Genomic DNA, 14,469 nt, shown 5'->3' on the forward strand with positions numbered 1-14,469 from the left:
CGTAATTAAGTCAACACCGCATGACAAGCAGCGATCGGGGAGACGTCACTATGGCACTGGACAACGTAAGGGAAGTTTCACTGTCCCGCATCGCGATGAAAGCTGAATTGCTGGACGCGGAAACTGAATTGAAACTGGCCTATGCTTGGCGGGACGAGCGTGACGAGGCTGCGTTGCACCGGCTGATTACGGCCTATATGCGCCTAGCGATTTCGATGGCGTCGAAGTTCAAGCGCTATGGTGCGCCGATGAACGACCTGATCCAAGAGGCAGGTCTGGGACTGATGAAAGCCGCGGACAAGTTTGACCCCGATCGCGGGGTGCGGTTTTCGACCTATGCGGTCTGGTGGATCAAAGCCTCGATTCAGGACTATGTCATGCGCAACTGGTCGATGGTACGCACCGGGTCTACGTCTTCGCAGAAGTCGCTGTTTTTCAACATGCGCCGCGTTCAGGCACGGTTGGAGCGCGAAAGCGCCTCGGCGGGTGAAACACTGGACCGGCATCAGCTGCGCCAGATGATCTCGACCGAGATTGGCGTGCCGCTGCGTGATGTTGAAATGATGGAAGGCAGGCTTGGCGGGGCTGACTATTCGCTGAACGCCACACAATCCTCTGAAGACGAAGGTCGCGAATGGATTGATGCGCTGGAAGATGATGGCGCACAGGCGGCGGAACTGGTCGAGAATGAACATGATACAGCGCAATTGCGTGAATGGTTACTACTGGCGATGAATGCGCTGAACGAGCGTGAACGGTTCATCGTGCGCGAACGGAAGTTACGCGACGAAGTACGCACGCTGGAAAGTTTGGGGCAGGAATTGTCGCTGAGCAAAGAGCGTGTGCGCCAGCTTGAAGCTGCGGCCTTTGCCAAGATGCGGAAATCTCTGGAAACCCAAAGCCGGGAGGTGCATCACTTTCTTGTATGAGATATATGATTCCCGCACTGCTTTCGTGGGCCGTCCTTTGCGGGGCGGCCTTTGCTTTTGACGCTGCTGATGTGCCACGCGCTGACATCATGATTGTGGGTGAGGTGCATGATAATCCGATCCATCACGCGGCGCAGGCTTTGGTCGTGGCGCAAGCGCAGCCCAAGGCGATTGTCTGGGAAATGCTGACACCCGTGCAAGCGGCGCTTGTTACGCCTGCGTTGGTGCAGGATGTCGGAAGAATGGCCGAAACGCTGGGCTGGGCCGAGGCGAGATGGCCTGATTTTGCCATGTATCACCCTGTTTTTGCGGCTGCCCCCCATGCCGCAACCTATGGCGCTGCTGTGCCGCGCGACGTAGTCTCTGGCGTGGTAAAGGGATCTTTGGAGGATGCTTTTGACGCCGCTGCCGCCTATGGGCTGGACCGCGATCTGAGCATCGCAGAACAGCGCGCACGAGAGGCGCTGCAATTCGCCGCTCATTGCAATGCACTTCCCCAGGATCTCGTGCCCGGAATGGTCAAGGCCCAGCGGTTGCGCGATGCGGTGTTGGCACAGGCTGCGGTGCAGGCGTTGGCGGACACGGGCGGGCCGGTGGTTGTAATCACTGGCAATGGCCACGCGCGCAAGGATTGGGGCGTACCAAGCTATCTGGTGCGGGTTGCGCCTGATGCGATAGTTTGGGCCATTGGTCAGGGCGAGGACGGCAATGCGCCCGACGGTGGTTTTGACGTGATTTGGGATGCACCCGCGCAGACGCGCCCCGACCCATGCACGGCGTTCAAATAACGCGGTCCTTACGGGCTGGCAGAATGTGCAGACGCGGCCTATGGTTGGCTGAAATTTACGGCAGCGGGGACGCAGGATGCTGAACGGCAAACGAATTCTCTTGATTATCGGCGGCGGGATCGCGGCATTCAAATCGCTGGACTTGATCCGGCGTCTGCGCGAACGGGGCGCGGTGGTCACACCGGTGCTTACACAGGCGGGATCCGAATTTGTCACACCCTTGTCTGTCTCTGCGCTGGCAGGCGCAAAGGTGTATCGCGATCTGTTCGATCTGACGGACGAGGCCGAGATGGGCCATATCCAGCTGTCGCGCTCGGCGGATCTGGTGCTGGTGGCACCCGCCACTGCGGACTTGATGGCAAAGATGGCGCAGGGGCTGGCGAATGATCTTGCCTCGACATTGCTGTTGGCAACGGACACGCCGGTGATGGTTGCTCCTGCGATGAATGTGCGGATGTGGGATCATCCCGCAACCCGTCGCAATCTGGCAACGCTGCGCGGCGATGGCATTGCGGTGATCGGACCGAATGACGGTGATATGGCCTGTGGCGAATTCGGACCGGGGCGGATGGCGGAACCGTTAGAAATTGTTGCAGCCCTTGAAGGCGCGCTGGGCGGCGGGCCGCTGGCGGGCAAACGGGTGTTGGTCACCTCAGGGCCGACGCACGAGCCGATTGATCCGGTGCGCTATATCGCCAACCGCTCGTCGGGTGCACAAGGCACGTCACTGGGGGTGGCTCTTGCAGCACTGGGGGCCGAGGTGGTCTTTGTCACCGGCCCCGCAGATGTGCCGCCGCCTGCGGGTGTGCAGGTGATCAAGGTTCAGACTGCGCAGCAGATGTTGGCGGCGGTGCAGACCGCCTTGCCCTGTGATGCGGCAATCTTTGCGGCGGCTGTGGCGGATTGGCGGGTGGCGACTGCTTCGGACCGGAAGCTGAAAAAGACCAAAGACGGGATGCCAGAGCTGGAGTTCGTGGAAAACCCCGACATTCTGGCGACCGTGTCGCAGATGACCACAGGGCGGCCTGGACTGGTAGTGGGCTTTGCCGCCGAGACCAATGACGTGATCGAAAACGCCACCGCCAAACTTCAGCGCAAGGGATGCGACTGGATTGTGGCCAACGATGTGTCGCCCGAAACCGGTATCATGGGGGGCAGCGAGAATGCCGTTCATCTGATCTGGGATGGGGGCGTCGAGGATTGGCCACGCATGGGCAAGGATGCGGTCGCACAGCAACTGGCGGGGCGGATTGCCGCTGCCTTGAACTAATACCTTAATGCCTCCGGCGGGAGTTTTTCTGGCAAGATGAAGACCAATTCAGTGACATTGCAATTTGTCTGGGACACGGGCGCGGATATCGCTTTGGGCATGCCGTCTTACGAAACTTCTGGTGCGGCGGGCGCGGATCTGCGGGCGAATTTTGCGGATCGCGGGTCTGTTGTTTTGCCATCGGGCGCGCGGGCGCTGGTGCCGACAGGGCTTCGGCTGGCAATTCCCGACGGGTTCGAAGTGCAGGTGCGACCCCGTTCGGGATTGGCGCTGAAGCATGGCGTGACGCTGGTGAACACGCCCGGGACCATCGACAGCGATTATCGCGGGCCGTTAGGGGTGATTATGATCAATCTGGGCGATGCTGACTTTGTCGTCGAACACGGGATGCGTATTGCGCAAATGGTGGTGGCCCCTGTGGTGCAGGCGCGATTTGATCTGGTCGAGGCACTGGACGACACTGTGCGCGGCGCGGGCGGCTTTGGCTCGACTGGCGCGCAATGATACTGGTTCTGGGCCTTGCTTTGACGCTTTGGGCTGTGGGCGCAGTGATGGGTGCGCCGCGTTCGGTGCGGCTGAATATGATGGGGTTGCTTTATGTGGCTGTGCTGTCTTTGCATCTGGTGCTGCCCGACGGGCATCCGCTGCGCTTGGCGACAGGCGAAAGTGCCGCGCTTTGGTTGATCCTTGGCGGATTTGTGGTGCTGGTTCTGGCCTATCGCTGGGGCTTGCGGCGGTTACGGGCGCGGGCCGCGAAGGGGCAAGCCGACATACCGGTGCAAGCGCATCAGGGGCCGATGGGCGAGATCGAGCTGAACCGTTATTCCCGCCACATCGTGCTGCGAGAGATCGGTGGGCCGGGGCAGGTGGCGTTGAAGAATGCGCGGGTGCTGGTCGTTGGGGCCGGAGGGCTGGGTGCGCCTGCCCTGCAATATCTGGCGGCGGCGGGTGTGGGGACGCTTGGCGTGATTGACGCCGATGTAGTCGAAGGCAGCAATTTGCAGCGCCAGGTGATCCACACTGACGCACGTATCGGGATGCCTAAGGTGTTCTCGGCCCAAGCCGCGCTTGAGGCGTTGAACCCCTTTGTGACAGTGCGCCCGTATCAACGGCGCTTTGACGAAGAGATCGCCGCCGAACTGGTTGCAGAATATGATTTGGTGTTGGATGGCACCGATAATTTCGCCACACGCTATCTGGTCAACCGTGTGGCTTTCACCGCAGGTGTTCCGCTGGTTTCGGGTGCATTGAGCCAGTGGGAGGGGCAATTGAGCGTCTTTGATCCAGCACGCGGCGCGCCCTGTTATCAGTGTGTTTTTCCACAAGCCCCCGCCCCCGGGCTGGCCCCTAGCTGTGCTGAGGCGGGCGTTTTGGGTCCATTGCCCGGTGTCGTGGGCGCGATGATGGCGGTCGAGGCGGTCAAGCTGCTGACCGGTGCAGGCACGCCGTTGCGGGGCGAGATGTTGATTTATGACGCGCTTTACGGCGAAAGCCGCAAGATAACTCTGGCGCGGCGCGGCGACTGTCCGGTTTGCGGCGATTGATCGGGACTTTCCGGGGCTTCGGTGGACGGATGCGATTGCAAGTGGCGGGGCAAGGCTTAGGTTGAGACCAAAGGAGACCCAACATGACCAACCCGTTGCTTGCCGACTGGGACACGCCGTTTCAGATCGCCCCGTTCGACGCCATTTCCGACGATGATTTTACCCCCGCGCTGGATTGGGCGCTGGCGGCACATAATGTGGAAATTGACGCAATTGCGCAGGATGGCGATGCGCCGACCTTTGACAATGTGATTGGCGCGCTGGAGGCGGCAGGGCGTGATCTGGACAAGGTTCTGGGCGTGTTTTTCACCGTTGCAGGGGCCGACAGCAATCCCGCCCGCGAGGCATTGCAGCGCGAATTCTCGCCCAAGCTGGCGGCGCATTTTTCCGAGATTTCGGCCAACACGGCGCTGTTTGCCCGCGTTGCCGCCGTGTGGGACCAGCGTGGCGCGCTGGAACTGACCGACGAGCAATCCCGCGTGCTGATGCTGACGCACCGTGGATTTGTTCGCGCCGGTGCTGCGCTGACGGGTGCCCAAGCCGAGCGGATGAAAGAAATCAAGGGCCGTCTGGCGGTTCTGGGCACCGAGTTCACCCAGAACCTGCTGGCGGATGAACGGGACTGGCACATGGATCTGCCCGAGACCGATATGGCAGGTCTGCCCGAGTTCGTAATCCGCACCGCTCATACTGCGGGTGCAGAGGTCGGGGCGAATGGCGCCGTGATCACTCTGTCGCGGTCGCTGATCGTGCCATTCTTGCAGTTCTCCACACGGCGCGACCTGCGCGAGATTGCCTATAAGGCGTGGACCGCTCGGGGAGCCAACGGAGGCAAGACCGACAACCGCGAGATTGCCGCCGAAATCCTGAAGTTGCGCGAAGAGCGGGCCAAGCTTTTGGGGTACAAGAACTTTGCCACCTACAAGCTGGAAACAGAAATGGCAGGCGATGCCGAGTCGGTCCGCGATCTGCTGATGCAGGTCTGGCAACCGGCAAAGGCGCAGGCCGAAGCGGACGCTTGGGTGCTGGCGCAGATGATGCAACAGGATGGCGTCAACGATGACTTGCAGGCGTGGGATTGGCGGTTTTATTCTGAGCGCCGCCGCCAGCAGTTGCACGATCTGGATGAAGCCGAGTTAAAGCCCTATTTTCAACTCGACCGGATGATTGAGGCTTCCTTTGACTGCGCGTCGCGGTTGTTCGGGCTGGCGTTCGAGCCGCTGGACGTGCCGCTTTATCACCCCGATTGCCGTGCGTGGAACGTTACCCGTGGTGGCGAGCACATTGCGGTGTTTATCGGTGATTATTTCGCACGCGGATCGAAACGGTCGGGCGCGTGGTGTTCGGCGATGCGGTCGCAGGCGAAACATCCACAGGTACAAACACCGGTGGTGATCAATGTGTGCAACTTTGCCAAGGGCGATCCGGCGTTGTTGTCATATGATGACGCGCGAACGCTGTTTCACGAATTTGGCCATGCGCTGCACCAGATGTTGTCGGATGTGACCTATGAAAGCGTGTCCGGTACGTCGGTGTCGCGTGATTTTGTCGAGCTGCCCAGCCAGCTTTACGAACACTGGTTGGGCGTGCCGGAGGTATTGAGCACCTTTGCCACCCATGCCGAGACGGGGCAGCCCATGCCGCAGGTTTTGCTGGAAAAAGTGCTGGCTGCTGCGACCTATGACATGGGGTTCCAGACGGTGGAATATGTGGCTTCGGCGCTGGTTGATCTTGAGTTTCACGATGGCGCCGCACCCGCCGATCCGATGGCGCGACAGGCCGATATCCTTGAAGGGCTGGGCATACCGCAAGCCATCGGGATGCGCCACGCCACGCCGCATTTTGCGCATGTGTTCTCGGGCGACGGCTATTCGTCGGGTTATTACAGTTACATGTGGTCCGAGGTGATGGACGCCGACGCATTTGCAGCTTTCGAAGAGGCAGGCGGCGCGTTTGACGAAGACGTGGCCAAAGCGTTGGAAGAGAACATTCTGAGCACTGGCGGCAGCCGCGATGCGGCAGAACTGTATACGGCGTTCCGTGGGCGTTTGCCGGGCGTCGAGGCGTTGCTTAAGGGGCGTGGTCTGGTGGCATAAGCGTTTCGGGGACACCCGTTTGGTGTGGTCCCGTGCCTCGCAAGGTCGGTTGCTTGGTTCTGTCAGTCCTGTTTTGATTGGTGTAGGTGTCGGGTGCTGTCCCTACGACCATATGCTAGAATTCGTCAGCGGCTGCCCTCGTCTTTGCGAGCGGTCGCCGACAGATTACTCGTCATAAGCGGAGCACTGAATGATAAAAGATCCCTATGCCGCACTTGGCTTGACCAAAGACGCTACTGCGGACGAAATCAAGAAGGCCTATCGCAAGATCGCGCGTACCGATCACCCCGACCTGAACCCCGATGATCCGCGGGCCGAAGCGCGGTTCAAGGATGCGGGGCGGGCCTATGACCTGCTGAAAGATCCCGAACAGCGCCGCCGGTTCGACGCCGGAGAGATCGACGCATCGGGCGCAGAGCAGGCGCCGCGTGGCTATTACCGTGACGAGGCGCGCAGGCCGGAAAACCCCTATACACAAAGCCGGACGTCTTCGGGCGGCAACCCGTTCCAGGACGGTTTTGACGCGGATGATTTCTTTGCCAACTTTGCCCGCGGCCGTGGCGCGGGCTATGGTCGTGGCGCGCCCGGTGATATGCTTGGGCAGGACGTTCAATACCGCCTTGGCGTGCCGTTTCTGGATGCTGCGCTAGGCGCCAAGACGCGGATCACCCTGCCCGATGGCAGTGCGCTTGAGGTGACGATCCCCGAAGGGGCACGCGACGGGCAGACATTGCGATTGCGCGGCAAGGGCACGTCCGGCTTTGGTGCGGGCCAGCCTGGCGATGCCTTTATCACGCTGGATGTTACTCCAAGCCCCGACTTTGAGCGGGACGGGGATGATATTGTTGTCACCCTGCCCATCACCATCGACGAGGCGATTTTGGGCGGTAAGGTGCCCGTGCGCACCGTGTCGGGAACGGTGAATGTCAGCGTGCCGTCCGGTGCCAGTTCTGGTCAGGTTCTGCGGTTGAAGGGGCGCGGCCTTAAGGGGCGCAGTGGCAAGGGCGACCAGCGGATCACGTTGCGCATTGTTAGCCCGCCCAAGATCGACGCCGCGTTAAAAACCTTCATGGAAGGCTGGCGGGCAGATCACGCCTACAACCCGCGCGCTGGAAAGGAGCGATCATGACTGATGCATATGCCCCCGAGCAGGTGATCGAAAGCGTCACCTCGTTGACCGCAGAACGCCTGAGCCATTTCGAGCGATTGCGCATTGTGACCCCTGTGAGCACATCAGAGGGGCCGCGCTATCGCACGTTGGACGTCCGCCGAATTACGCTGCTTTGCGAACTGACGGATGATTTCGAAGTGAACGAGGATGCGCTTGTGATCATTATGTCGCTGCTGGATCAGTTGCACGGTGCCCACAGCCGACTTGAACAGGTGATGCAGGCGATCGGGGCCGAACCGTCCGAGATCAAGTTGCGGTTGTCGCAACGCTTGGCTGAGGGCGGGATCGACGATTGAGCCCGTATCGGTGTCAGTCGGCCTGTTCCAGTGCCTGACGCAAGGCAGCCTCATCCAGCGGCGTGCCTGAAAACAATGCCCACGCATGCACGCCTTGGTGAAAGAACAGCTCCCACCCCGAAATGATCCGCAGCCCCTCGGCGGCGGCATCGGTCAGAAAATGCGTGTCCTTCGGCGTATATACGGCGTCAAAGGCCCACTCTGCCCCGCTCATGGCGGTTCGGGGCAGCGGCGTGCCATCATAGCCGACCATGCCCACCGGCGTGCAATTGATCACACCGGATACGCCTTTGGCGGCTTGTTCGGCATCGGTACTGACGCTGATCGTGGCGTCGGGTGCGCTTGAGCGCAGGGTTGCGGCCAATGCTTTGGCCTTGGCAAAGTCGCGGTCCACCAGACGCAGTTCCGACACGCCAAGACTTGCCAATCCGAAGGCCACAGCACGGCCCACGCCACCCGTGCCAATCATCAGAACCGTACCCGGGGCCTGCGTGCCCCGCGCCGATTGATAGGCGGTCATGAAACCGGAATAATCGGTGTTGAAGCCCTGCGGCGTGTCACCCTCAAAGATCACCGTGTTGATCGCACCGATGGCACGCACCAACGGGTCAACGATTTGCGTGCGGGCGACTGCGCGTTCTTTGTAGGGATAGGTGACGTTTATGCCGCGAAATCCCGCTGCCGCGCAGTGGTCAAAGACCCGATCAAAGCTTTCGCCCCGATCCGGTGGCACCAGACGGTCGTATTGCACAGCGATGCCATTTTGCGCTCCCGCCAGTCGGTGCAGCAAGGGCGCGCGCGATTGCGCGATGTTGTCACCGATCAGGCCCAATTGCAGGCCCGATTTAACGGGTGTGATTTGCGACATCGCCTATGCCTCAGTATCCGGCAGACCGGTCTACCAGATGCAGGAACGGCTCGCCCGCCTCACCCCGCCGGATGTTTTCGGCGACGGTCAGGGCAGAATATTTCGCCCGCGTCTCGGCGGCCACATGCGGGGTGACGGTGACGCGCGGGTGGTGCCAAAAGGGGTGCTTTTCAGGCAGCGGCTCAATGCGGAAAACGTCCAGCGTCGCATGTCCGATTTGGCCTGAGTCCAGTGCCGCCAGCAACGCGTCGTCGTCGATCAGCGGGCCACGTCCGGGGTTAATGATGCACGCCCCTTTGGCAAGCAGGGCGAGCGTTTTTGCGTTTAACGTATTTTCGGTGGCTGGCGTGTCGGGCAGCAGCAGCACGACGATCTCTGCCCCCGACAGTGCCTCGGTCAGGCCTGCGTCACCGGACAGGCAGCGGATGCCGTCGACATCCTTGGCGCTGCGGGACCAGCCGGTCACATCAAAGCCCACCTGTGACAGCATTTTCGCGCAGGCGGTGCCCAATTCGCCCAGTCCCAGCACGGTTACCTTGCGGTCCCATGCCAGTGGGGGTGCGACGTTGATCCACACGCCGGGGGCGCAGTTGATGTGCGCGTCCATACCCAGATGGTGGCGCAGGGTGTGGCCGGTGACCCATTCAGACATGCCCTGACTCAGCCCGCTGTCGACCATCCGCGTCAGCGGAATTTTTAGTGTCGGGTTGCCAACGATCTTTTCCACACCGGCCCACAGGTTCAGCACCGCTTTGGCCCGCGTGTAGGGCGTAAAGTCCTGCAGGGGCGAACTCGGCGCATAGATGATGTAATCGACATCGGCGGGCGGGATATCTGTGGCCAGAAATGCCTCGACGCCCGCATTGGCGATTGCCTCTTTCAGAGGGGTTTCATAGCTGTCCCAACCGTCGGGCTGGGCGGCGAAAAGTACGTTGATCATATATTACCTTGGTCGGTGGATGTGGGCGCTTTGAACAAAGCCGAATGCGAGCATGAGAACAAGCATCGCCGAGCCACCATAACTGACCAGCGGCAAAGGCACACCCACAACAGGGGCCAGTCCCATGACCATCGACATATTCACAGAGAAAAAGAGGAAAAAGTTCAGCGTCAGCCCGAGGATCAGCAGCGACGAAAAGCGGTCGCGGTTGTTCATGGCGGAGACCACGCAGAAAAATATGATCAGCGCATAAAGCACCAACAAGGAGACCCCGCCGACAAAGCCGAACTCTTCTGCCAGCGTGGTAAAGATAAAGTCGGTGTGTTTTTCGGGCAGGAAATTCAGCCGCGATTGCGTGCCTTGCATGAACCCGCGCCCTGTCCAGCCGCCGGACCCCAGTGCGATTTTCGACTGTGTAATGTGATAGCCCGCGCCCAAGGGGTCGGACGACGGGTCAAGGAACGTATCAATGCGGCGGTACTGGTAATCCTTGATCAACTGCCACGAGGTGCCGCGCGACTGGAAAACGGCGGTAATCAACCCGATACCGGCTGCCAGAACGGCTGCAAAATAGGACCAATGCACACCGGCCAGAAACATCAGCCCGCCGCCAGCGGCCAGCAACAGGATCGCTGTGCCAAGGTCGGGCTGGCGCAGCACCAGTGCCGTGGGTGCCAGAATGAACAGCACCGGCAAAAGCACCCAGAAGGGGCGTGACTTCTTGGCCGGTGGCAGCCAGTCATAGTAGGCCGCCAGAAACATCACCAGTGTGACCTTCATCAACTCGGAAGGTTGCAGGCGCATAAACCCCAAATCAATCCACCGCTGCGCCCCCATCCCGATCGAACCAAAAAACTCGACCCCGATCAGCAAGATTACTGAAATGCCATAGGCGACAGAAGACACGGATCGCCAGAACCAGATTGGCACCAGCCCGACCAGAACCATCAGCACCAGACCCACGCCAAAACGTTTCATTTGTGGCTCGGCCCAAGGCGAGTATGATCCGCCTGCCACAGAGTACAGCATCAAAAACCCGACCCCGGCCACGGATGTCAGCAGGATCATCAGCGGCCAGTTCAGGAACAGGATCTTGCGAAATCCGGAAGGGACGGATTTGACCGTATATTCGAGATAGCTCATGCCTGATCCGATCCGCCCAGATCGGCCAATGGACGCACCGCGCGCAGTTCTTCCTGTTGGGTCTTGATGCGGCCACGGTCCTTGGACGGGTAGGCGTCCAGTGGCGGTTCGCCGCCATAGAGTGCTTGCAGCGTGATGTCGCGGGCGATGGGCGCGGCTGTCGATGATCCGCCGCCGCCATGTTCCACTACGATAGAAACAGCATATTTGGGGTTTTCGAATGGCGCGAAGTTCACGAACAGGGCATGGTCGCGCCGCTCCCACGGCAAATCGCGGTTGTTGATGACGCCGCGCGCGCGTTCAGCTGCGGTAATATTGCGGACCTGACTGGTACCGGTCTTGCCCGCCATGCGCATGCCTTCGGCGATGATCCGGCTGCCATAGGCCGTCCCGCGCCGGTCGTTCACCACATCATACATCGCGCGGCGCAGCTTGCGCAGGTTGTTTTCGTTCAGGCCCATGCTTTCGCCCGCAAGCGAGGGCTCTTCAACTCCGTCCACGGATTTCACCAGACGTGGCGACACATCGCGCCCCGTGGCGATACGCGCGGCCATCACTGCCAGTTGCAGCGGCGACGCCAGCATATAACCCTGACCGATCGAGGCATTGACCGTGTCACCAATCACCCAGTCCTGCCCATGCACGCGGCGTTTCCAGTCCTTGGTCGGGGTCAGACCTTGGGAAATGGCCGACATCGGCACGTCATGACGTACCCCAAGACCAAAGCGTTTCGCCATTGCCGAGATTTTCTCGATGCCTACCTTTAGTGCAAGATCGTAGTAGTAGACGTCGCAAGACTGTTTCAGGCTGTTTTGCAGATCGACATAGCCATGCCCGCCGCGTTTCCAGCAGTGAAAGCGGCGGTCGGCCACCTCAAGGTAACCGGGGCAATAGACCGTCTCTTCGGGTTGGGCCATGCCCTCTTCCAATGCGGCCAGTGCTGTCATCATCTTGAATGTCGATCCGGGGGGATAGGCCCCCTGCACCGATTTGGACGCCAACGGGCGGAACGTGTTTTCGGTCAGTTCCCTGTAGTTGGCCACCGAAATGCCGCGCACGAACAGGTTGGGATCAAAGGACGGAGAGGAGGCAATCGCCACCAGATCGCCGGTTTCGCAATCCATCACCACCGCACTCGCGCTTTCCTCGCCCAGTCGCGCCTGCACATAGTTTTGCAAAGCTGCGTCTATGGTCAACTGAACGTCCGAACCCTGACGCCCTTCGCGGCGATCCAGTTCGCGCATCACGCGGCCTGTGGCGTTTACCTCTTCGCGTTTCACACCGGCCTTGCCGCGCAAGCGGTCCTCTTGCTTGGCTTCGATGCCGACCTTGCCGATCTGAAAGCGTGGAATCAGCAACAACTGGTCCGGCGCTTCGATCTGTTGCAGGTCATAGTCGCTGACCGGCCCGACATAACCCAGAACATGGGCGAAATCGGACCCAAGCGGGTAAATACGGCTTAAACCGACCTCGGGTGTCACACCGGGCAGGGCGGGGGCATTGACGCTGACGCGGCTGATGTCCTCCCACGACACGTTTTCCGCGATGGTGATCGGATGGAACGGGGCCGAACGCTTCATTTCCAGCATCGCGCGTTCCAGCTCGGCAGGGTCCAGTTTGACCACGCGGCTCAACCGTTCCAGCGCTTCATCGACATCGCCGATATCCTCGCGTTTTACGACGATACGGTAGGACGGGATGTTTTTGGCCAGTTGCACGCCGTTTCGGTCAAAAATCTCGCCGCGCACGGGTGGAATCAGACTGTCTTTGATCCGGTTATCTTCAGCCAGCAGGCGGAACTGGTCGGCCTGATCGACCTGCAAAAAGTTCATCCGCGCTGCCAACCCCGCTACAAAGGCCAGCTGCACGCCGCCCAGAACGGCAGCGCGGCGTGAAATCTTGCGGTGGCTGGCTTCGGTATCGACGCGGGTGCGTTTCATATGCGGCCTCCTGCCGTCTCAAGATCGCCCGGTCCGGTTTTACGGACGCGCATGATGCCGTGCGTGACAAGCACCACAATAGGATAGCTGAGTATCGTCAACCCTAGTTGCAGCAGCGACAGGCCCATCGGGGCAGTATCAATCAACATCAGTTTCAGCACCAGCCGGTAGGCGATAGCCACCCCGATCATTAGCATGGCCGCTGTCAGCAACTCGGCTACTAGTGTCGAGGCGCGCAGCGCCCGCGCCCGTCCCTTGAGGTTTTCACAGGCAAGCAGCACCAGCGCCGCATATAATCCCGGCGGGCGTTGCAGCAGCAGGTCGGCCAGCAACAACAATGCTGCCAGCATCAGGGGTGGCACAAACTCGGGCCGTCGCACCGACCATGCAAAGGCAAAGCCGATCAGCAGATCGGGCGGTGCCCATTGGCCGGGTTGGGTTTGCAGGGGCAGAAGCTGAAAGAACAGAATCATCAGCACCAGCACGCAAAATGCGGCACGCATCAGCCACAGGTGAATTTGCGACGGCTTGTTCATTCGCCCACCTCTGCCGGTGGTGAGTGGGGGGCGATGATCTGGGCGGTGTCGCTTACCGGCTCGTTTCCATAGTGGCGCAACACCCGCAGAAATTCGAGCCGCTCGTAATCGGCAGCCAAACGCACACGCAAGCGCCCGCCGGGGTCTTTGGCAATCTCGCCGATCAGCAGGCCTGCGGGAAATACGCCGCCATCACCCGAACTGAACACACGGTCACCGGGGCGGACCAGATCTGGGCTTTCCAGAAAATCGACCGGCGGTGTGGCGCTGTTGTCACCTGCCACGATGGCGCGCTGGCCTGATGGCTGGATGGTCGCAGGAATACGGCTGGATGCGTCCGTCAGCAGGATCACTCGGGCGGTGTTCTCTGCCACCCCGGAAATCCGCCCCACAAGGCCGATACCGTCCATCGTGGCCCAGCCATCCACCAGCCCGTCACGCGCGCCTACGTTCAGCAGCACCGATTGCCGAAAGGGTGAGCCGCTGTCGGCCAGCACCATGCCCGAGATCACGGTCAAACGCGGGTCCAGCCGCACATTGTTCAGGTCCAGCAGCCGTGCGTTTTCCTGCTCCAATTGAACGGCGGCCTCTTTCCATGCCTGCATCTTGCGCAATTCGCGGCGCAGTTCGGCGTTTTGTTCGGCGATACGTTGATAGCTGCGGAAATTGCGCACCAGATTGATGGTGCCGGTGACGGGGGCCATTGCCCAGTCGAAATTCGGCACGATCCGGTCTGTGACCTGCGCACGGAACCGTTCGACGCGCGGGCTGTCGATGCGCCAGACGATAAAGGTGGCGATCAGCGCCAAGACCAGCACAGCCGTCAACAACCGCCGGATCGGGGCGACAAAGTCAGAGGATGAAGAGCGGTCTTTTGCCAATGTGAAGTCTCACCTGCGGTTTGATCGGCGCGGCGGGATCGTGCATTAACTGTGCCGCAAGTGGCCC

General features: G+C 60.6%; 14 protein-coding genes. 8 read left to right on the forward strand and 6 right to left on the reverse strand.

What is annotated here, in order from left to right:
- Positions 1–50 precede the first annotated feature (50 nt).
- The 8 genes from SULPSESMR1_RS00295 to SULPSESMR1_RS00330 all read left to right on the forward strand — a co-directional run bounded on the left by SULPSESMR1_RS00295 (position 51) and on the right by SULPSESMR1_RS00330 (position 8,094).
- Entirely contained in the window at positions 51–929 is an 879-nt protein-coding gene (locus tag SULPSESMR1_RS00295) for an RNA polymerase factor sigma-32 (RefSeq protein WP_089419032.1), read from the forward strand.
- Complete coding sequence (locus tag SULPSESMR1_RS00300) at positions 926–1,717, forward strand: ChaN family lipoprotein (RefSeq protein ID WP_240311441.1); 792 nt, start codon at positions 926–928, stop codon at positions 1,715–1,717. Before SULPSESMR1_RS00295 ends, SULPSESMR1_RS00300 begins: the two co-directional genes overlap by 4 nt.
- 76 nt (positions 1,718–1,793) lie before the next feature.
- On the forward strand, positions 1,794–2,987 hold the full coding sequence (gene coaBC, locus SULPSESMR1_RS00305; protein WP_089419033.1) for a bifunctional phosphopantothenoylcysteine decarboxylase/phosphopantothenate--cysteine ligase CoaBC: 1,194 nt from the start codon (positions 1,794–1,796) through the stop codon (positions 2,985–2,987).
- Between the two features lie 36 nt (positions 2,988–3,023).
- On the forward strand, positions 3,024–3,491 hold the full coding sequence (dut, locus tag SULPSESMR1_RS00310) for a dUTP diphosphatase (RefSeq protein WP_089419034.1): 468 nt from the start codon (positions 3,024–3,026) through the stop codon (positions 3,489–3,491).
- Complete coding sequence (locus SULPSESMR1_RS00315) at positions 3,488–4,531, forward strand: HesA/MoeB/ThiF family protein (RefSeq protein WP_089419035.1); 1,044 nt, start codon at positions 3,488–3,490, stop codon at positions 4,529–4,531. The genes dut and SULPSESMR1_RS00315 overlap by 4 nt, the downstream gene beginning before the upstream one ends.
- An 83-nt stretch (positions 4,532–4,614) precedes the next feature.
- Positions 4,615–6,627: a M3 family metallopeptidase gene (locus SULPSESMR1_RS00320; protein WP_089419036.1), complete on the forward strand. Its 2,013-nt coding sequence runs from the start codon at positions 4,615–4,617 to the stop codon at positions 6,625–6,627.
- Between the two features lie 190 nt (positions 6,628–6,817).
- Positions 6,818–7,756, forward strand: a complete 939-nt coding sequence (locus tag SULPSESMR1_RS00325) for a DnaJ C-terminal domain-containing protein (RefSeq protein WP_089419037.1) — start codon at positions 6,818–6,820, stop codon at positions 7,754–7,756.
- Positions 7,753–8,094 carry a chaperone modulator CbpM gene (locus tag SULPSESMR1_RS00330; protein ID WP_089419038.1) on the forward strand — a complete coding sequence of 114 codons (342 nt, stop codon included), beginning with the start codon at positions 7,753–7,755 and terminating at the stop codon, positions 8,092–8,094. Before SULPSESMR1_RS00325 ends, SULPSESMR1_RS00330 begins: the two co-directional genes overlap by 4 nt.
- Positions 8,095–8,107: 13 nt before the next feature.
- Here the strand turns inward: SULPSESMR1_RS00330 and SULPSESMR1_RS00335 are convergent, their stop codons facing one another.
- The 6 genes from SULPSESMR1_RS00335 to mreC are packed head-to-tail and all read right to left on the reverse strand — an operon-like array spanning position 8,108 to position 14,402.
- Complete coding sequence (locus SULPSESMR1_RS00335; protein WP_089419039.1) at positions 8,108–8,962, reverse strand: shikimate dehydrogenase family protein; 855 nt, start codon at positions 8,960–8,962, stop codon at positions 8,108–8,110.
- Between the two features lie 10 nt (positions 8,963–8,972).
- The gene (locus SULPSESMR1_RS00340) at positions 8,973–9,902 is read right to left on the reverse strand and encodes a 2-hydroxyacid dehydrogenase (RefSeq protein WP_089419040.1); all 930 of its coding nucleotides are present in this window, start codon (positions 9,900–9,902) and stop codon (positions 8,973–8,975) included.
- Positions 9,903–9,905: 3 nt separating this feature from the next.
- Positions 9,906–11,045, reverse strand: coding sequence for a rod shape-determining protein RodA (gene rodA / locus SULPSESMR1_RS00345; protein ID WP_089419041.1), 1,140 nt, complete (start codon positions 11,043–11,045; stop codon positions 9,906–9,908).
- The gene (gene mrdA, locus SULPSESMR1_RS00350) at positions 11,042–12,985 is read right to left on the reverse strand and encodes a penicillin-binding protein 2 (protein WP_089419042.1); all 1,944 of its coding nucleotides are present in this window, start codon (positions 12,983–12,985) and stop codon (positions 11,042–11,044) included. Before mrdA ends, rodA begins: the two co-directional genes overlap by 4 nt.
- On the reverse strand, positions 12,982–13,521 hold the full coding sequence (locus tag SULPSESMR1_RS00355; protein ID WP_089419043.1) for a rod shape-determining protein MreD: 540 nt from the start codon (positions 13,519–13,521) through the stop codon (positions 12,982–12,984). Before SULPSESMR1_RS00355 ends, mrdA begins: the two co-directional genes overlap by 4 nt.
- Positions 13,518–14,402 carry a rod shape-determining protein MreC gene (gene mreC / locus SULPSESMR1_RS00360; protein ID WP_089419044.1) on the reverse strand — a complete coding sequence of 295 codons (885 nt, stop codon included), beginning with the start codon at positions 14,400–14,402 and terminating at the stop codon, positions 13,518–13,520. The genes SULPSESMR1_RS00355 and mreC overlap by 4 nt, the downstream gene beginning before the upstream one ends.
- Positions 14,403–14,469: the final 67 nt, after the last annotated feature.

This window comes from Pseudosulfitobacter pseudonitzschiae (assembly GCF_002222635.1).
GTDB lineage: Bacteria > Pseudomonadota > Alphaproteobacteria > Rhodobacterales > Rhodobacteraceae > Pseudosulfitobacter > Pseudosulfitobacter pseudonitzschiae_A.